Genomic DNA, 17656 nt, shown 5'->3' with positions numbered 1-17656 from the left:
GGGCCCGGCGCCTCGCGGGGACAGGCGTCAGGCGCCGCCGAAGCGCTCGGTGCGGACGCGCTCGGGCGCGTGGCCCTGCTCGACCAGGGCGGTGGCGACGGCCTCGACGAACGAGGTCGGGCCGCACACGTAGACGGTCGGCTCGAGCGAGGCCGGCAGAGCCGCCTCGGCGAGCAGCTCCGGAGTGACGCGGCCGGCCGGACGTGCCGCTCCCGCCGGCGCCACCCGGGTGAAGACGTGGTCCACCGCGACTCCGCCCGTCGCGGCCGGCCGCTCGGCGAGCGCCGCCAGCTCCTCGCGGTAGTAGGCGAAGACGGGCGAGCGGACCGAGTAGAGCAGCTGCATCCGCGCCGCGCTCCCGGACCGGGCGTGCTCGCGCGCCATCGCCATCAGCGGCACCACACCGCTCCCGCCCGCGATCAGCTGCACCGGCTCCGCCTGCTCGGGGCGCCAGACGAACCAGCCGCCGATCGGACCGCGGATCTCGAGCCGGTCGCCCGCTTCGAGGCCGTCGACCAGGTACGGGGAGACCTCCCCGTCGTCCAGCCGCTCGACCGCGAGCTCGACCCGCTCCCCGTCGGCCGGGGCGCCGATCGAGTAGGAGCGGCTCGCCTGGTAGCCGTCGGGCGCGGTGAGGCGCACGTCGAGGTGCTGCCCCGCCAGGTGGCCCGGCCACCCGGGCACGCGGAGCACCAGGAGGCGCGACGTGGGCGTGAGCGGCGCGACCGACTCGGCCACCGCCTCCGTCCACATCACCAGTAGCGCTCCTCTTTCCAGGGGTCCCCGTACATGTGGTAGCCGTTCTGCTCCCAGAAGCCGGGCTCGTCGCCGGGCATCAGGCGGAGCGTCCGCACCCACTTCGCGCTCTTCCAGAAGTAGAGGTGCGGCACCAGGAGCCGGGCGGGGCCGCCGTGCTCGGCCGCGAGGGGCTTCCCCTCGAACTCGGTGACGACCCAGGCCCTCCCGCCGCGGATCTCGGCGAGCGGGAGGTTCGTCGTGTAGCCGCCGAAGCTCTGCGCCATGACGAAGCCGGCGTCCGTCTGCAGGCCCTCCAGCAGCGTGTCGACCGAGACGCCGCGCCAGCTGGTGCCGAGCTTCGACCACCGGGTCACGCAGTGGATGTCGGTGTGCACGTCCTCGTGCGGAAGCGCGTCGAACTCCTCCCGGTTCCAGCGGCGGACGCCCGCGGGGCCGCCGTCGATGGAGAAGGCCCACTCGTGGATGTTCGGGGTGGGCCCGATCGAGAGGACGGGGAAGCCGTTCTCGAGGTGCTGGCCCGGCGGGAGGTCCGGGTCCGCCTCCCTCTTGCCGAAGAAGCCCCGCGTGATGATGCCCATATCCGCCCTCGTCGTCCTCGGGGCCTGGCCCCGGATCGCTGGAAACCGCTCGTCGCGCTCACGCTACCGCTCGGCGCTACCGCATGCGGGCCCGCCGGGCGAGCCCGGGACCGTGTCGGACGACGGTGCCAGGATCGGGGCATGAGACGAACCGTCGTGCCGCCGTACCTCCTCGTCCGCATCGCCCGCCTCGACGATCCGGCCTTCGCCCGGGCCGCGCGGGCCGCGAGCCGCTCGCTCGAGCAGGACGTGCCGTTCCGGCGCGTCCGGCCCGGAGAGCCCGCGCCCGACCGCGGGGCGCCGACCGCCGCCGCGACGTCCTCGCCGCGCACCCGCGTGCAGTCGCTCCAGCGCACCATCGCGGACGCGCGGACCGAGGAGACCCTGCCCGGCACGGTCGTCCGCCGCGAGGGCGAGGCGGCCACGGGGGACGCGGCCGTCGACGAGGCGTACGACGGCCTCGGCGCGATGTCGGCATTCCTGCAGGATGCGTACGGCCGCGACTCGATCGACGACGCCTGGCTGCCGCTCGACGCGACCGTGCACTTCGGCGACGACTACGACAACGCCTTCTGGGACGGCTCGCGGATGGTCTTCGGCGACGGGGACGGCCAGGTGTTCCGCCGCTTCACCGTCTCGCAGAGCGTGATCGGCCACGAGCTCGCCCACGGCATCACCGAGTACACGGCGAACCTCGTCTACCGCGGCCAGTCCGGGGCGCTCAACGAGTCGGTCTCGGACGTGTTCGGAGCCCTGCTGGAGCAGTACGGCGCCGGCCAGAGCGCCGACGAGGCGAGCTGGCTGATCGGCGAGGGGCTCTTCACCGACGAGGTGCAGGGCACGGCCCTGCGGTCGATGATCGCCCCCGGCACCGCGTACGACGACGACGTCCTCGGCTCCGACCCGCAGCCGGGCTCGATGGCCGACTACGTCGAGACCGACGACGACAACGGCGGAGTGCACATCAACTCGGGGATCCCCAACCGCGCGTTCGCCGTGGCGGCGACGACCCTCGGCGGGAAGGCGTGGGAGCGCGCAGGGCAGGTCTGGTACGACGTGCTGACCGGGGGCGTCCTCACCGCGACGGCCGACTTCGAGGCGTTCGCCGCGCTCACCGTGCAGGCCGCCGCCGAGCGCTACGGATCCGGCTCCGAGGTCGAGGCCGCCGTGCGCACCGGCTGGACGACGGTCGGCGTGACCCTGTCCGCCTGAGCCGGTCCGATCGAGGGCGGAGGCGGGTAGCATCGCGCGCATGGACGTCATCGTGTCGCGCAGCGGCGGAGTCGCCGGCCTCCGCCGGGTGTGGCGGGTCGACGTCGAGCAGCAGCCCGACGAGGGCGCGTGGCGCGACCTGCTCGGCTCGCTCCCCTGGGACGCCGCCGACGGCGAGTCCCCCGGCCGGGCCGACCGCTTCGTCTACGAGATCCGCGTGCAGACGCACCACGTCCGCCTCGGCGAGACCGAGCTCGACGGAGCCTGGCGCGAGCTGGTCGACCGGGTGAAGAAGGCGCAGCCCCGTTAGGAGCTGCGCCTTCTTCGTGTGCTCGGAGCTACTTGGTGCCGAGCAGGTCGATCACGAAGATCAGGGTCTTGCCGGAGAGCGGGTGCCCTCCGCCGGCCGGGCCGTACGCCAGCGCGGGCGGGCAGATCAGCTTGCGGCGGCCGCCGACCTTCATCCCCGGGATGCCCTGCTGCCAGGCGCGGATGAGGTTGTTGAGGGGGAAGTTGATCGACTGGTCGCGGCTCCAGGAGGAGTCGAACTCCTCGCCGGTGTCGTACTCGACGCCGAGGTAGTGGACCTCGACGGTCGAGCCGGGCTGCGCCTCGGCGCCGTCGCCGACGACGATGTCCTCGACGACGAGGGTGTCGGGGGCCGGGCCCTCAGGGGCGTCGACCTCGGGCTTGGTCAGGTTCTCGCTGCTCATGCCTCGATCCTACGGCGCTCGGGAGCGGAGTCTGGGAGCGGGCTGCGAGCACTCACTCCACGAGCGTGAGGCGCTGCGTCGGCCGGGTCATCGCGACGTAGAGCGATGCGGCGCCGCGCTCGCCGGTCTGCGCGATGAGGCGAGGCCGGGCGATGATCACGGAGTCGAACTCGAGCCCCTTGGCGTCGTTCGTCGACAGCACGGCGATCGCGCGGTCGAGCCCGGTCGCTCCGCGGCCCACCTCCCGGCCGAACCGCTCCTCGAGGCGCTCGGCGATCGCGGCGAGGTCGTCGTCGGGCGCGATGACCGCGAGTGTCCCCTCCGCCTCGATCGCCCGGTCCTCGACGACGGCCCCCAGCACCCGCTCGGCGAGGCTCGCGTCGCCGCGATCGCGGATCGTCCGCACCGGCCACTCGGTGGAGCGCACGGCCTCCCCCGGCGTGATCTCCAGCCCGTTCTCGCGCGCCGTCCGCTCGGCGAAGGCGACGATCTGCGCGGGCGTGCGGTAGTTGACCGTCAGCTCCTCCAGGCGCCACGGCGCCGCCTCCACTCCCCGGCCCTGACGGCCGAAGGTGTCGCGGAGCGCGGCGTCCCAGCTCGAGGCGGCGGAGGCGCCGGACGCCTGCGCGACGTCGCCCACGATCGTGAACGAGCGCATCGGGCAGCGGCGCAGCAGCACCCGCCACTGCATCGGCGAGAGCTCCTGCGCCTCGTCGACCACGACGTGCCCGTAGGTCCAGGTGCGGTCGGCCGCGGCCCGCTCGGCGGTGGTGCCGAGCACAGAGCGCTCGGCGAAGCCGGCCGCGAGGTCCTTGGCGTTGACGAGGCCGTCGACGCCCATGTTGCGGATGGCGGCCTCCGCGTTCTCGACGTCGCGCTTGCGCTGCTCCTTCTCGGCCTTCTTCGAGGCGTCGGCGTGGTCGTCGTAGGCGCCGAGCAGCTCCGCGGCCTCGTCGAGCAGCGGTACGTCGGAGACCGTGAACGGAGCGTCGCGGTCGCGGCGGAGGAGGGAGCGCTGCGCGGCGGTCCAGCGCGGCGTGAGGGTCGCGAACCAGTTCGGACGGGCGTAGAGGTCCTGCAGCAGCTTCTCGGGGGTCAGCGGGATCCACGCGGTGTTGAGAGCGACGCGGACGTCGTGGGCGGTCCGCACGTCCTCGCGCAGCACCGCCTCGTCGGCCTCGTCGACCGTGCTGCCGTGGCTCCGCAGCTGATCGGCGAGCTGGCGGGTGAGCTGCGAGAGCAGCGTCTTGACGAAGGAGACGCGCGCCTCGTTGTGCGGCTTGCGGGTGTCGCGCGCCCGGGTGATCGCGCGCTCCACGTCCTGCGGCTCCAGACGGAGCTTCTCGCCGTTGACGTCGAGCACCTGGGTCTCGGCCGGGACGGTCTGGCGGGAGCGGACCGCGCGCTTGAGCAGCTCCGCCATCCGCGCCGAGCCCTTCACGCGGGCGACCGCGGGCACGTCCTCCTCGACGAGGTCGAGGCCCGGGTAGAGCTGGCCGAGCGTCGAGAGGACGACGCCCGTCTCGCCGAGCGAGGGCAGCACCGCCTCGATGTAGCGGAGGAAGGACCGCGAGGGGCCGACCACGAGCACGCCGGAGGAGGCGATGCGGTCTCGGTAGGAGTACAGGAGGTAGGCGGCCCGGTGCAGGGCGACCGCGGTCTTGCCGGTGCCCGGCCCTCCTTGCACGACGAGCACGCCGCGCAGCTCGGACCGGATGATGCGGTCCTGCTCGCTCTGGATGGTCGCGACGATGTCGTGCATCCGGCCGGTGCGCTGCGCGCCGAGAGCCGCCATGAGCGCGCCCTCGCCCTGCAGCACGGTGCCCTCGCGCAGCAGCTCCTCGTCGAAGACCTCGTCCTCGAAGCGGAGGACCTCGCGGCCCCGAGTGGTGAGGTGGCGCCGGGCGCGCGTCCCCATCGGCCGGGCGGCGGTGGCCTGGTAGAACGCGGCCGACTGCGGGGCGCGCCAGTCCAGCAGCAGCGTGTCCTGCTCCTCGTCGCGCAGGCCGATCCGGCCGATGTAGCGGTGCTCGGCGTCGGCGTCCGCGAGCGTCAGCCGGCCGAAGGCGAGCCGGTCGTCGGCGCCGGTGAGCGAGCGGATGCGGTCCTCGTAGAGCCGCGCGTAGGCGTCGCGCTCGGAGCGGCTCTGGTGGTTGCCGCCGACGCTCTCGATGCGGACCGTGTCCAGAGCCTCGCGGGCCTGGGCGATCAGCTCGTCGAGGCGGGCGTAGAGCGCCGCCACGTAGTCGCGCTCCCGAGAGAGCTCGGTGGCCTGCACAGTGCTGCCGTCCGTCATCGTCCGCCTTCCGAGGGTCCGCCGCCGCGGGCCGGGAGGCGCGGGATGCGCTCCGGGGGCCGCGGGAAAACAGGCGGTCCAGTCTACCGAGCGATCCGAAGCGGGCCGTGCCGACAGCGGGATCCGGATGCCTCTTGCGCTCGGCGCCGCGGAGGAGCATCCTCTCTCTCACGAAGAGCTCGACGCCCCGTCCGAGCAGCCGGCCCTGCCGCTGCCGCAGGGCGTCGAGCTCTTTCTCGCGGGTGTCCGTCCTCCGTACGGTCATCGACCGGGAAGAGAACCGGACGGCCCCGCGTTGCACGCCCCATGGCCACTCCGAGCAGCAGCGTCACCGCCCCCTCCCGCGCCTCGATCGACCTCACGGAGTCGGCACGCGCCGGCTGGGAGTCGTGGCTCGCCCGACGCGTCGAGCGCGTCACCGGACCCCGGGGCGATCTCGCCCTCGTCGAGACGCGCTGGCTCGAGCCCGGCGAGAGCGTCGACGACGAGCAGGCGCTGGCCGGCTACGGCCCCTCGGCGACCCTGACGCGGATGCGCCGCGAGAACCTCGACACCGGCGAGCCCGAGTACGGCTACCGCGTCTGGGACGCGGCCTCCGACGGCATCCGGTCCTTCGACGCCATCGAGACCTTCCCGTTCGACGCCGCCTGGGTGCTCGAGGCGTGGTTCCAGCCGGTCGCCGAGGACCGCACGGTCCCGTTCGAGCACCTGCGCGACAACGGCGCCACCCGCGAGCTCGTCGTGCCCGGCGACATCACCTTCTCGCTCGTGGACGACGGGCGCGCCCGCGAGCACACGGTCGCGGCGTTCGACGACGGCGGCACGCTCCTCGTCCCGTTCGGCGATCCGACCAACCGCAGCGACGACCCGGAGCTCGCGAGCTACCCCGTCGGCCGCTTCCTCGTCGTGCAGCGGATCGGCGGCGCGGCCGACGCGGGCACCCCCGGTCCGGTGCTCCTGGACTTCAACCGGGCCTACATCCCGCCGTGCGGCTTCTCGCCCCACTACAACTGCCCGCTGCCGCCCGCGCAGAACCGGCTCGGCGTGCCCGTGACGGCCGGCGAGCGCCGCGTGCGCAGCGCCTCCGCCTAGCGCGCCGGGGCTGAGCGGGGGCGGCCCCGGCTCAGCGGGTGAGCACCACCCGGCGGGCGACGAGCTCGTCGAGCAGGACCTGCTCGTCGACCGCTCCGGTGCGTCCGCCGCGGCCGAGCAGGAGGTGCTGCCGGTGGTGCGCGAGCCGCGTCGCCGAGCGGAGGAAGTCCCGCATCGCCCGCGGCCGGTCCCCTCCCGCGCTCCGGGCCCAGCGAGCGGCGGTGCGGCGCCCCTCCGCGGTGCCGATCATCCGCACCTCGGCCGGCGAGAGCCAGCCGGCGACGGCGTAGTCGTCGAGCCGCTGGAGCGTCACGCGCCGCTCCTGCCGGCGCAGCAGCACCACCACAACCACGGCCACCGCGAACAGCGGCACCTGGACCACGCCGTAGAAGCCGAACCAGTCGGACACCAGGAAGGACGAGCCGTTCCAGAGCGCGTGCAGGAACGCGGCGAGCGCCAGCCCGAGCAGGGCGATGGGCAGCCGCGCGACGGCGGGCCGGTTCGAGGCGAAGCCGAGGGCCGCGCCCGTGCAGGCGGTGAAGAGCACGTGCGCGAAGGGCGAGAGCACCCCGCGGAGGAAGAAGGTCACGGCGAGCGAGCCGAGACCGCCCTCCACCAGCGCGCTGCCGAAGTAGAGGATGTTCTCGACGAAGGCGAACCCGGAGGCGACGACGGCCGCGTAGACGATGCCGTCGACGGGTCCGTCGAAGGTCCGGCGCCAGATCAGCAGGACGAGGAGGACGCCGATCCCCTTGGCCGTCTCCTCGACCAGCGGCGCCTGGATCACGGCGCCGACGAAGTCGGATCCGCTCGGCTGCTGCCCGGACGCGTAGACGGCGATCTGCACGCCGAGGTCGACCAGGAGCGCGATCGCGACGGACCCGGCCGCGCCCCAGAGGAACGCGAACCACAGGCCCAGCGCTGGCTCCGGCTCCCACCGGTCGACCCAGCGGACGCCTAGCAGAACCACGGTCAGCGGGACGAGGGCGATGACCGCGCAGATCCCCGCGGCGCTGACGCCGAGTCCGAGAACCACGTAGGCGAGCACGAGCAGCAGCAGGATCCCGAGGAGCGCCACGCCGATCGAGCCGAGCACGGTCGGCACGACGGAGGGGCGGGCGGTGGCGGGCGGTGCGGGCGGCGGATAGGCGCTCATGGGGCCGACAGTAGGGCACGGGCGGGGTGCGCTGTCGGCGGTTGACACGCGCCGGGCGCGTGGAGGAGGGCCGGGGTGCGGACGCCCGTGTCCGATTCCCGCTCCTGCTCGACGTCGCCGCGTGCGAGGCTCGAGGCGTGCCCGACTCCGATCCGCTCTTCGAGGAGCGCTACCGCGCCGTCGCCTCCCGCGACTCCCGGTTCGACGGGCGGTTCCTGACCGGCGTGCACTCCACCGGCATCTACTGCCGTCCGAGCTGCCCCGCCATCACGCCGCGGCGCGCGAACGTGCGCTTCTACCCGACGGCCGCCGCCGCGCACGAGGCGGGGCTCCGCGCCTGCAAGCGCTGCCTGCCGGACGCCGTCCCCGGCTCCCCCGAGTGGAACCTGCGCGACGACACGGCGGCGCGCGCCATGCGTTTGATCGCCGACGGAGTGGTCGACCGCGAGGGGGTCGAGGGGCTGGCCGCCCGGCTCGGCTACGGCGCGCGCCACCTCGGCCGCATCCTGCGCGAGGAGCTGGGCGCGCCTCCGCTGGCCCTCGCTCGCGCCCAGCGCGCCCAGACCGCCCGGCTCCTGCTCACGAGCACCGACCTGCCCGTGTCCGACGTCGCCTTCGCCGCCGGCTTCACGAGCATCCGGCAGTTCAACGCGACCCTGGCGGAGGTGTACGAGCGGACCCCGACGGCCCTGCGCGCCTCGGCCCGCGGCACGCGCTCCGAGGCGAGCGTCCACGACGGCGCGACCACGCTGGAGCTCCGGCTGGCAGTGCGGGCTCCGTTCGATCCCGGGGTGCTCGACGTGCTCGGCGGCACCGCGCTCCCGGGCATCGAGGAGGCGTCCCCCGGCGGCTACGCGCGCTCGCTCGTCCTGCCCGGGGGCGCGGCGCTGATCCGGCTGGCGGCGGACGGGGAGAGCGTCCGCTGCAGCGCGACGCTCGTCTCCGTCGCCGACGTCGGGCCGCTGGTCGCCCGGGTGAGGCGGCTGCTCGACCTGGACGCGGACGCCCGCGCCGTGGACGAGGCCCTCGCGGCCGATCCCGCACTCGCTCCGAGCGTCGCCGCCCGCCCCGGTGTCCGCGTGCCCGGCTCCGTCGACCCGGCCGAGACGCTGGTGCGCGCGCTGCTCGGCCGGCGGGAGGCCGCACGGCTGGTCGCGGCGCTCGGCGCGACGCTCCCGGAGTCCGTGGCGAGCGGATCGATCGCACGCGCCTTCCCCTCCCCCGCGGTGATCGCCGAGCACGCCGCCGACGTGCTCCGCGGATCCGCCGACGTGCTGGTGCGGACCTGCACGCTGCTCGCCGAGGGAGCCCTGCGGCTCGACGCCGACCGGGAGGAGCTCGCCGAGCAGCTGCTGGCGGTCCCCGGGATCGACGCGGCCACGGCGGCCGAGGTGGCACAGCGGGCGACCGGAGATCCCGACGTCCTGCTCACAGGGGATCCCGTGCTCCGGCGGGGCGCGGCGGCGCTCGGCCTGCCCGCCGGCGAGCGCGGGCTGGCCGAGGCCGGGCGCCGCTGGGCGCCCTGGCGCAGCTACGCCGGGGCGCGCCTCGCGGCCGCGGTCACGCCTCCGGCGCGGGGTCGATGATCGGGAGCGCCGCGGTCATCGCCTCGATGCCCGAGAGCCGCGCCGGCGAGATCAGCCGCATGACCTCCTCGCGGGACATGAGCCCCGCCTCGACCACGAGGTCGGCGATGTTGCGGCCGGTCGCGAGGGCGGCCTTCGCGAGGGCGGCGGACGCGGTGTAGCCGATGCTCGGGGTGAGCGCCGTCACGACGCCGACCGAGGAGGCGACCATGGCCTCGAGCCGGTCGACGTTCGCGGTGATGCCGTCGATGCAGTTCTCGCGGAGCGTCCTGCAGGCCTGCGTCATCCAGGTGATGCTCTGCAGCAGCGAGTGCGCGATCACCGGCTCGAAGGCGTTGAGCTGGAGCTGACCCGCCTCGGCCGCCATCGTGACCGTGACGTCGGCCCCGGCCAACGAGTAGGCGACCTGGTTGACCACCTCGGGGATGACCGGATTCACCTTGCCGGGCATGATGCTCGATCCCGCCTGGCGCGGAGGCAGGTTGATCTCGCCGAAGCCGGCCTGAGGGCCCGAGGAGAGGAGCCTCAGGTCGTTGCAGATCTTGGACAGCTTGATCGCGGAGCGCTTGAGCGCGCTCGAGAACGACATGAAGACGCCGGTGTCGCTCGTCGCCTCGACGAGGTCCTGCGCCATCTCGAGGTCGAGGTCGGTGATCTCGTTGAGGTGGCGGACAGCGGCCGCGCCGTAGCGCGGATCGGCGGTGATGCCTGTGCCGATCGCGGTGGCTCCGATGTTGACCTCGGCGAGCAGCCAGATGGTCTCGGAGAGCCGGGCGTGGTCCTCGCCGAGGGTCGTCGCGAAGCCGTGGAACTCCTGGCCGAGCGTCATCGGCACCGCGTCCTGCAGCTGCGTGCGGCCGACCTTCAGGACGCTGCCGAACTCGACCGCCTTGCGGGAGAACGACTCGCGCAGCAGCGCCAGCTCGTCGAGCAGGCGGCGCAGCGACCAGGTCATCGCGATCTTGATCGCGGTCGGGTAGACGTCGTTGGTGGACTGGCTGCGGTTGACGTCGTCGAGGGGGTGCAGGTGCGCGTAGTCGCCCCGCTCGAAGCCGCCGATCTCGAGTGCGACGTTGGCGACGACCTCGTTCGCGTTCATGTTCGTCGACGTGCCGGCGCCGCCCTGGATCACCCCGACCACGAACTGGTCGTGGAACTCGCCGTCGATGATGCGGCGGCACGCGGCCTCGATCAGCTCGGCCTTGGCGGGGGCGAGACTGCCGAGCTCGGTGTTGGCCCGGGCGGCCGCGAGCTTGACCGTCGCGAGGGACCGGACGAGATCGGGGTAGATCGAGATGGGGCGCTTCGAGATCGGGAAGTTGTCGAGGGCCCGCGCCGTGTGGATGCCCCAGTAGGCCTCGGCGGGGATCTCCATCGAGCCGAGGGAGTCGCTCTCGGTGCGCGTGGCGGGGGTCTCGGTGTCGTCCAGGGCTCTGCCTTCCGGGTCGCGGTCGGGGAGGGTGCTCGGTGCGAGGGTCACGTCCAGCTCCGTTGCTGTCGTCGTGCGGCCCCGGAGGGTGCAGGGGGCTCGCGAACTGCGCGGCCAGCCTATCGCCGGGGCACGGGGCGGCGGCGGACGCGGGCGCGGAGCGTCCGCTCGGCGGGCGCGGAACGACCGCGCCTCCCGCCGCCGGAGCGGACAGGAGGCGCGGGACGCGGGAAGCGGCGGATCAGCGGTAGTCGCTGCCCGACGCGAGGGCCGCGAGCGGCACGAGCACGACCACGACGAGCACGGCGATCGCGAAGAGCAGGACGAGGCCGAGCATGACGGAGTTGAGCACGATGCCCCAGATCGAGAGCGTGCGGCCGGTCGGCTCCCTCCGCAGGCCCAGGATGCCGAAGACGAGGCCCGCGGCCGGAGCGATCACGGTCAGTCCGAAGAAGACGGAGGTGACGCCGAGGATCAGGCTGGTGAGCGAGAACGGGGTCGAGGGCGCCGGGGCGAGCGCCGCGGGCGGGACGGCGGGGGTGCCGTAGGGGGCGCGGGCCTGCTGCGAGGAGGCGGACTCCTCGGCGGCGGGGCGCTCTCCGGCGGACGGCCGCTCCTCGGTGAGGACGGCGGTCGCGCCCAGGTCCACGGTCGGCTGCTCGTCGGCGGGGGTGGAGAGGCGGGCGGTGCGGTCGTCGGTGGTCACGGTGTGCTCCTTCTCGGGTGCCGGTCGCCCGGCGGGATGCGGTGCCGCCGGGCGGGCCGACGGTGCTGCCGGTGTGCTCCGGCGATGCCTCCACGCTACGGACGCGCCCGGACCCGCCCCATCCGGGGAACCCCCGGAACTCGGGGGCGATCCCCCGCCTCGAGGCGGGGGCGGGTGCGAGACTGGTCCCGGCGCGAGGAGGCGGCGACGATGGACGACGACGAGCTGCGGCACCGCACCCGGGACCGCAAGGGCGCCCGGGCCGTCTGGTTCGCCGGGCTCTCGGCGCTCGCCGGCTTCGTGGTGATCTCCCCCGTGATCTCCCTCACGGCGACCGTGATGGTGTGGGGGTCGCGGCGGCGGATCGGCACCCTCAGCGACCGGAACGGCCTGGTCGCCGTCAACTGGCAGCTCACCTACCTCGCACTACAGCTGATGCTGGTCCCGCTGCACCTCGCGCTGGTGTCGGTGCGCGACTCGCTCGGCGCCGACTGGCCGCTCGCGACGATCTCGGCGATCCTCGCGCTGGCCGTGCTCAACCTCGTGCTGTGCGTCGTCCTCGGGATCCGGTCCGGCCGGGGACGCACCGTGCGCCTCTGGATCGCCGTGCCCTTCGCCCGCTCCACCCGTCCGCCGCGCTGACCGTCGGGGCACCCCGGTCCGCACGGCTCCCCGCTCCCGGGACTCCGCCCGGCGTGTCCGCGGCCCGGTGCCCCCTCCACGTCGCGGCAGCGGGCAGGGTGGTGGAGTGATCGCCTTCCCTCCGCCCGTGTACGTCGTGGCCGACGACGGAGTGCGGCTGGCCACCTACTCCGTCGGCGAGGAGAGCGCCCCGACCGTCCTCGCCGTGCACGGCTTCGCCTCCCACGCCGTGCTCAACTGGGAGACGTCGGGCTGGCTGCGGACGCTGCACCGGGCCGGGTACCGCGTCGTCGCGCTCGACCAGCGCGGGCACGGCGCGAGCGAGAAGCCGCACCACTCCGACTCCTACGGCGTGGACGCCATGGTGGCCGACCTGGTGCGGGTGCTCGACTCCTACGACCTCGACGCGCCTCACGTCCTCGGCTACTCCCTCGGCGCCCGGATGAGCTGGGTGCTGGGGCTCGAGCACCCGGAGCGGCTCGCATCGCTGAGCCTCGGCGGGCTGACGGTGGGCGAGCCCCTCCGCTCCTTCGACGCGGAGGCGGCCCGGGCCCGCGTCGCCTCCGGCGGCGAGATCGACGACGGCTTCACCCGCGCCTTCATCGGCATGGCGGAGGGCGTGCAGGGCAACGACCTCGCGGCACTGGTGGCGGTGGCCGACGGCGTCCGCGGCGGGGCGCACCCGGAGCACGGGCGGCACCCCGGCCTGCCGACGCTGCTCGTGACCGGCGGCGCGGATCCGATCGCTCCCGGCGGAGAGCTGCTGGCGGCGGAGGCGGGGGCGCGGTTCGTGAGCGTCCCCGGCCGCGACCACACCAGCACCGTGCCCGCGCGGGGCTTCAAGGACGCGGTGCTGGCGTTCCTGGCGGAGCAGCGCTGAGCCGGCCCCTCGCCGGACGGGAGCACCGCGAGCGCCGAGGCCCGCGGCGTAGCATCCCCCTCATGCAGGCGATCCGCATCGAGAACCCCGGCCCCGACTCCCGACTCGTGCTGGAGGAGGTGCCGACGCCCTCCCCCGGACCCGGCGAGGTCCTCGTCCGCGTGGCGGCCGCCGGCGTCAACCGCGCCGACCTCGGCCAGCGCGGCGGGGTCTACCCGCCGCCGCCCGGCGCCTCCGAGATCCTCGGCATGGAGGTGTCCGGCACGGTCGTCGCGCTCGGCGAGGACGCGACCGGGTTCGCGGAGGGCGACGAGGTCTGCGCGCTGCTCTCCGGCGGCGGCTACGCGGAGTACGTCGCGGTCGACGCGGGCCTGGTGCTGCCGGTGCCGGACGGCGTCGGCCTCGTCTCGGCCGCCGCCCTCCCGGAGACGACGTCCACCGTCTGGTCGAACCTCGTGATGGTGGCCGGGCTCGGATCCGGCGACACCGTCCTCCTCCACGGCGGCGGGAGCGGGATCGGGACCACGGGCATCCAGATCGCCGCCGCCCTCGGCGCCCGCGTCGCCGTCACGGCCGGCAGCGCCCGCAAGCTCGAGGCGTGCCGCGCGCTCGGGGCCGACGTCCTGATCGACTACCACGAGGAGGACTTCGTCGAGCGGATCCGCGAGGCGACCGGCGGGCGCGGCGTCGACGTGATCCTCGACCCCGTCGGCGGCGACTACCTGGCCCGAGACCTGGAGGCGCTGGCCGTGGGCGGGCGCGTGGTGTTCATCGGCAACCAGTCCGGTGCGCTGGGCTCGCTCGACCTCGGGGTGCTGATGCGCAAGCGCGGGGCGGTGCACGCCACGACCCTCCGCGCCCGGCCCCTGGAGGAGCGGCGCGCGATCGTCGCGCAGGTGCGCGCGGAGGTCTGGCCGCTGGTCGCCGCCGGGACGGTGCGCCCGGTGGTGGACGAGGTGGTCCCGCTCGCCGAGGCCGAGCGGGCGCACGACGTGATGCGCTCCTCCGGACACATCGGCAAGCTGCTGCTCACCCCGTGACGCCCCGCACCGGAGGAGGCCCCCGCCGCCCGCGGTGAGCGGGAGCGGGGGCCTCCGCCGGTGATGCCCTCCGGCGGGGCGTCAGACGGCGGAGCGCAGGAGTCCGAGCGAGCGGTTGATGCCGTCGACGTCGACCGCGGCCGGATCGAACGAGGCTCCGGCGGCGAGGCCGAGAGCCTCGAGCGCCTCCGCGTGGTCGGCCGAGGACGGGTCCGTCGCCGCCCGCACCGTATCGGCCCAGGCCGCGGGGCCTCCCGGCACGTCGAGCGGAGCCGCGCCGCGCGCGCCCGTGCAGCGCGGCAGAGCCGACGACAGCGGCGCGATCGACTCCAGGCGGATCACGTGGCGCCACTCGTCCTCGAGGTCGTAGACGTAGAAGAGCTCGTCCTGCTCCTGCTCGAGCACCTCGGCGAGCGCGACGCCCGCCTCGTCCACGAGGTCGGCGCCGAACTCCTCCGCGTCGGACGGCGAGCCGATCGGAGCCTGCTCCTCGTCGGGCACGCCGACGCTGAAGTAGTGCGGCTGCGCGTCGGTCCAGCCCAGCGAGAGCTGGAGCGCGAGGTGCAGATCGCGCAGCGACGACTCGGAGGAGAGCTCGAGGCGTCGCCAGACGACGGGCTTGGTCCCGAGCAGGGCGACGTGGAGCGCGTAGGCCGTCGCCGTGTCCTGGGTCGCCTCGTCGAGGATCTCGAGGCGGGTGGCCTCGCGCTCGCCGAGGAGGACGACCGTCGCGCGGACGACGGAGGCGAGGACGGGCGCCAGGCCCTCCGGCACGGCGTAGCCGAACTCGGGCGAGTGCAGCAGCAGGCCGAGCTCGGCGGTGTCGTCGAGCATCCGCTCGGCCGTGCCGACCATGCGCTCGCGCTCGTCGAGGGCCTCGTCGAGCGAGACTCCGGAGTCGGCGGCCAGCTCGTCGACCAGCTCGCCGACGACCAGGCCCGGGTGGATCTCGGCCTGGCAGGCGACGGCGATGCGGACCAGTACGGCATCGGTGGTGGTGACCGCGCGCTCCTCCGGGGAGAAGGCGCCGTCCTCGGTGTCGGCGGCCGCCAGCGCGGTCTGGGCGCTGAGGATCCACTGCTCGAGGAAGCGGGCGACGTAGGCGACGCGCTCGGCGGCGGCCTCGTGCGCGTCGGAGCTGCGCCAGAGCACGGCGGCCTCGCCGAGACCTGCGGCGGATCCCTCCTGCTCGAGCACGGCGGAGCCGACCAGCGCGTCCCACCAGGCCGAGACCGGGATGCGCACGGAGTCGTCGCTCGGGGTGGATCCCGCGGAGGAGATGCCCGCCTCGACCGCGATCTCGCGGGCGGCCCGCTCGGTGAGGGTCGCGCCGTCGTCGGCGGCGAGGTGCTCGACCACGACGTCGGCGGCGTGCACGAGAGCGGTGGCGCGCACGGCGGAGAGCTGCTCCTCGGCCGGGACCTCGTCGAGCTCGGCGAGGTCGTCGAGCACGGCCTCCACGAAGGAGCCGGCGAGGTCGAGGACCTCGTCGAGGACGGCCTGGCACTCGTCCAGCTCCTCGTCGGTGCCGGTCCAGAGGTCCTCGTCGGTGAGGAAGTCGAGGAAGTGCTCGACGACCTCGGCGACGGTGAAGAGGGTGTCGTCGAGGTCGGCCTCGCTCTCCTCCCCCGACAGGTCGGCCTCGATCTGGTCGAAGACGGCCTCGAGCAGCTCGGCGTCGGGCTGGGCGAAGGAGCCGCGCGGGCGCAGGTCGCGGGTCATCGCGAAGAGGTCGGTCAGCACCTCGACGGCCTCGTCGGCCTCGAGGTGCTCGTGCTGCATGCCCACCTCGGCGAGGTGCGAGCGGTACCAGCTGCGGAACCGCACCATCAGCGCGGTCTCGGCCGTGCGGCCGCCGCCCTGACCGCCGGCCCCGCCCTGACCGCCTCCGGATCGTCCCTGGTTGCGCTTCTTGCCCATGATTCCTCCGCGACCGCTCCACTCACGACGAAGCGCTCCAGCCTACCCAGTGCGGGCGCGCGGCGGCACGCGCGGGTCGCCCCCTGTTCACCCTGTGCGCACCGGGTCCGCTCCCTCTGATGCGGCCGATCGCCCGAGTCCCGGGATCCGCGCGCTGTGGGAGTCCTCGCCGCCCGGGCCCCTGCCACACGGGTCGCGATGATGAGAAATCTCGCAGCGATCGGGCGGCGAGGCTTGCGCTCGGACCCTCCGCTTCGGTGAAGTGTCCGGATGACCGACACGACGGACACCGCCGAGACCGCTCCCGGGAAGGCGTCGCTCAAGCGGGTGATCACCGGGCCGCTGCTGTTCGCCTTCATCGTGGGCGACACGCTCGGCGCCGGCATCTACACCCTGGTCGGCACGATGGCCGAGGACGTGGGCGGCGTGATCTGGCTGCCGCTGCTGATCGCGCTGGTCGTCGCCCTGCTCACGGCGGGCACGTACGCCGAGCTGATCACCAAGTACCCGCACGCCGGAGGGGCGGCGCGCTACGTGGACCGCGCATTCGGGAAGCCGTACCTCTCGTTCCTGATCGGCTTCCTGATGATGGCGTCCGGCATCACGACGGCGGCCTCCCTGGCGAACGCGTTCGCGGGCGACTACCTCGGGGCTCTGCTGGACGTGCCGCCGATCCCGACCGCGATCGTCTTCATCGCGATCCTCACCCTGGTGAACCTGCGCGGTGTGAAGGAGTCGCTGACCGCGAACCTGGTCGCCTCGGTGATCGAGGTGAGCGGACTGGTCATCGTCATCGTCTGCGCCGCGGTCTTCTTCGGCTCCGGCGACGGCGACGCCTCCCGCGTGCTCGAGTTCAACCCCGACGTCGCTCCGCTGCAGGGGGCGTTCGCCGCCTCGATCGTCGCCTTCTTCTCGTTCCTCGGATTCGAGGCCGCGGCGAACATGGCCGAGGAGGTGCGGAACCCCTCGAAGGTCTACCCGCGGGCCCTCTTCGGTGCGCTGATCACCGCCGCCGTGGTCTACCTCCTGATCGCGCTCGGCGCCGTGATCGTGCTGCCGAACGACGAGCTCGCGGCCTCCAGCGGTCCCCTGCTGGACGTGGTCGCGGCGAGCGGAGTGGCGGTGCCGCCGTGGCTGTTCGGCCTGATCGCGCTCGTCGCCATCGCGAACGGCGCTCTGCTGTTCATGGTGATGGCGTCGCGGGTCGGCTTCGGGCTCGCCACCTCCGGGCTGCTGCCGAGCGCCTTCGGGAAGGTGCTGCCGGGCCGCCGCACGCCGTGGGTGTCGATCGTGGTCGTCGGCGGAGTGACGATGCTGCTCAGCCTCATCGGCGACGTCGGCACCCTCGCCGAGACGACGGTGCTGCTGCTCCTGCTGGTGTTCATCGCGGCGAACGTCTCGGTGCTGGTGCTGAAGAAGGACCGCGTCGACCACGCCCACTACTCCGTGCCGCGCGTGGTGCCGGTGCTCGCGACCATCGCGAGCGTGGTGCTGCTGACGCAGCAGACGGGCGTGGTCTGGCTGGCGACAGCGGGCTACGTGGTCGTGGGGACGCTGCTGTTCCTCGCCACCCGCCTGGGGAAGCGGAAGCACGCGGAGCGGACCCCGGACTGATCCGGGCCGGCGGCGATCCGTCGCGAGCGGCCC

Annotated in this window: 16 protein-coding genes; 8 read left to right on the top strand and 8 right to left on the bottom strand. The window is 74.0% G+C overall.

Translation table 11 applies throughout. From position 1 onward, the window contains the following. Positions 1 to 27 precede the first annotated feature (27 nt). Together C5C46_RS07745 and C5C46_RS07740 are read right to left on the bottom strand one after the other, a co-directional pair. Entirely contained in the window at positions 28 to 753 is a 726-nt protein-coding gene (locus C5C46_RS07745; protein ID WP_104226284.1) for a ferredoxin reductase, read from the bottom strand. Next, entirely contained in the window at positions 753 to 1337 is a 585-nt protein-coding gene (locus C5C46_RS07740; protein WP_104226283.1) for a molybdopterin-dependent oxidoreductase, read from the bottom strand. The genes C5C46_RS07745 and C5C46_RS07740 overlap by 1 nt, the downstream gene beginning before the upstream one ends. 141 nt (positions 1338 to 1478) lie before the next feature. On the opposite strand from C5C46_RS07740, the gene C5C46_RS07735 reads away from it, so the two are divergent. Together C5C46_RS07735 and C5C46_RS07730 are read left to right on the top strand one after the other, a co-directional pair. Next, complete coding sequence (locus C5C46_RS07735; protein WP_104226282.1) at positions 1479 to 2549, top strand: M4 family metallopeptidase; 1071 nt, start codon at positions 1479 to 1481, stop codon at positions 2547 to 2549. Positions 2550 to 2589: 40 nt separating this feature from the next. Further along, positions 2590 to 2859 (top strand): protealysin inhibitor emfourin, encoded by a 270-nt coding sequence (locus C5C46_RS07730; protein WP_104226281.1) that lies wholly within the window; start codon positions 2590 to 2592, stop codon positions 2857 to 2859. A 28-nt stretch (positions 2860 to 2887) separates the two neighbouring features. On the opposite strand, the gene C5C46_RS07725 is transcribed toward C5C46_RS07730, so the two are convergent. Together C5C46_RS07725 and C5C46_RS07720 are read right to left on the bottom strand one after the other, a co-directional pair. Then, on the bottom strand, positions 2888 to 3262 hold the full coding sequence (locus tag C5C46_RS07725) for an FKBP-type peptidyl-prolyl cis-trans isomerase (RefSeq protein WP_104226280.1): 375 nt from the start codon (positions 3260 to 3262) through the stop codon (positions 2888 to 2890). A 52-nt stretch (positions 3263 to 3314) separates the two neighbouring features. Further along, a complete protein-coding gene (locus tag C5C46_RS07720) occupies positions 3315 to 5558 on the bottom strand; it encodes a UvrD-helicase domain-containing protein (protein ID WP_104226279.1) in 2244 nt (747 codons plus the stop codon). 306 nt (positions 5559 to 5864) lie between these two features. Here C5C46_RS07720 and C5C46_RS07715 point away from each other — a divergent pair, with 306 nt between their 5' ends. After that, the gene (locus C5C46_RS07715; protein WP_104226278.1) at positions 5865 to 6650 is read left to right on the top strand and encodes a DUF1684 domain-containing protein; all 786 of its coding nucleotides are present in this window, start codon (positions 5865 to 5867) and stop codon (positions 6648 to 6650) included. A 31-nt stretch (positions 6651 to 6681) separates the two neighbouring features. Here C5C46_RS07715 and C5C46_RS07710 read toward each other — a convergent pair whose 3' ends face one another. Then, positions 6682 to 7806, bottom strand: coding sequence for a PrsW family intramembrane metalloprotease (locus C5C46_RS07710; RefSeq protein ID WP_104226277.1), 1125 nt, complete (start codon positions 7804 to 7806; stop codon positions 6682 to 6684). A 137-nt stretch (positions 7807 to 7943) separates the two neighbouring features. Between C5C46_RS07710 and C5C46_RS07705 the strand changes: the two genes are divergently transcribed. After that, positions 7944 to 9392: a DNA-3-methyladenine glycosylase 2 family protein gene (locus C5C46_RS07705; protein WP_181067784.1), complete on the top strand. Its 1449-nt coding sequence runs from the start codon at positions 7944 to 7946 to the stop codon at positions 9390 to 9392. Here C5C46_RS07705 and C5C46_RS07700 read toward each other — a convergent pair. Next, entirely contained in the window at positions 9367 to 10821 is a 1455-nt protein-coding gene (locus C5C46_RS07700; RefSeq protein ID WP_258059402.1) for an aspartate ammonia-lyase, read from the bottom strand. The genes C5C46_RS07705 and C5C46_RS07700 overlap by 26 nt on opposite strands. A gap of 241 nt (positions 10822 to 11062) precedes the next feature. Continuing rightward, complete coding sequence (locus C5C46_RS07695; RefSeq protein ID WP_104226275.1) at positions 11063 to 11527, bottom strand: DUF4190 domain-containing protein; 465 nt, start codon at positions 11525 to 11527, stop codon at positions 11063 to 11065. Between the two features lie 174 nt (positions 11528 to 11701). Between C5C46_RS07695 and C5C46_RS07690 the strand changes: the two genes are divergently transcribed. From C5C46_RS07690 to C5C46_RS07680, 3 genes are all read left to right on the top strand, one after another. After that, entirely contained in the window at positions 11702 to 12169 is a 468-nt protein-coding gene (locus C5C46_RS07690; protein ID WP_181068014.1) for a DUF4870 domain-containing protein, read from the top strand. 106 nt (positions 12170 to 12275) lie between these two features. Beyond that, on the top strand, positions 12276 to 13049 hold the full coding sequence (locus C5C46_RS07685) for an alpha/beta fold hydrolase (protein ID WP_181136503.1): 774 nt from the start codon (positions 12276 to 12278) through the stop codon (positions 13047 to 13049). A gap of 62 nt (positions 13050 to 13111) precedes the next feature. Then, the gene (locus C5C46_RS07680) at positions 13112 to 14089 is read left to right on the top strand and encodes an NAD(P)H-quinone oxidoreductase (RefSeq protein WP_104226272.1); all 978 of its coding nucleotides are present in this window, start codon (positions 13112 to 13114) and stop codon (positions 14087 to 14089) included. An 81-nt stretch (positions 14090 to 14170) separates the two neighbouring features. Here the strand turns inward: C5C46_RS07680 and C5C46_RS07675 are convergent, their stop codons facing one another. Continuing rightward, positions 14171 to 16009 carry a plasmid pRiA4b ORF-3 family protein gene (locus tag C5C46_RS07675; protein WP_104226271.1) on the bottom strand — a complete coding sequence of 613 codons (1839 nt, stop codon included), beginning with the start codon at positions 16007 to 16009 and terminating at the stop codon, positions 14171 to 14173. Positions 16010 to 16279: 270 nt separating this feature from the next. On the opposite strand from C5C46_RS07675, the gene C5C46_RS07670 reads away from it, so the two are divergent. Further along, positions 16280 to 17623 (top strand): APC family permease, encoded by a 1344-nt coding sequence (locus tag C5C46_RS07670; RefSeq protein WP_104226270.1) that lies wholly within the window; start codon positions 16280 to 16282, stop codon positions 17621 to 17623. Positions 17624 to 17656: the final 33 nt, after the last annotated feature.

The sequence above is a fragment of the Rathayibacter sp. AY1E6 genome (assembly GCF_002931115.1).
Lineage (GTDB): Bacteria > Actinomycetota > Actinomycetes > Actinomycetales > Microbacteriaceae > Rathayibacter.
This window is presented reverse-complemented; position numbering and strand designations above follow the sequence as displayed.

Bases quoted from the DNA above. Each gene is read 5' to 3' on its own strand.
- C5C46_RS07670 (WP_104226270.1), top strand. From the start codon at position 16,280: ATGACCGACACGACGGACACCGCCGAGACCGCTCCCGGGAAGGCGTCG.
- C5C46_RS07720 (WP_104226279.1), bottom strand. From the start codon at position 5,558: ATGACGGACGGCAGCACTGTGCAGGCCACCGAGCTCTCTCGGGAGCGC.
- C5C46_RS07715 (WP_104226278.1), top strand. From the start codon at position 5,865: ATGGCCACTCCGAGCAGCAGCGTCACCGCCCCCTCCCGCGCCTCGATC.
- C5C46_RS07735 (WP_104226282.1), top strand. From the start codon at position 1,479: ATGAGACGAACCGTCGTGCCGCCGTACCTCCTCGTCCGCATCGCCCGC.
- C5C46_RS07745 (WP_104226284.1), bottom strand. From the start codon at position 753: ATGTGGACGGAGGCGGTGGCCGAGTCGGTCGCGCCGCTCACGCCCACG.
- C5C46_RS07725 (WP_104226280.1), bottom strand. From the start codon at position 3,262: ATGAGCAGCGAGAACCTGACCAAGCCCGAGGTCGACGCCCCTGAGGGC.
- C5C46_RS07675 (WP_104226271.1), bottom strand. From the start codon at position 16,009: ATGGGCAAGAAGCGCAACCAGGGACGATCCGGAGGCGGTCAGGGCGGG.
- C5C46_RS07710 (WP_104226277.1), bottom strand. From the start codon at position 7,806: ATGAGCGCCTATCCGCCGCCCGCACCGCCCGCCACCGCCCGCCCCTCC.
- C5C46_RS07680 (WP_104226272.1), top strand. From the start codon at position 13,112: ATGCAGGCGATCCGCATCGAGAACCCCGGCCCCGACTCCCGACTCGTG.
- C5C46_RS07740 (WP_104226283.1), bottom strand. From the start codon at position 1,337: ATGGGCATCATCACGCGGGGCTTCTTCGGCAAGAGGGAGGCGGACCCG.
- C5C46_RS07730 (WP_104226281.1), top strand. From the start codon at position 2,590: ATGGACGTCATCGTGTCGCGCAGCGGCGGAGTCGCCGGCCTCCGCCGG.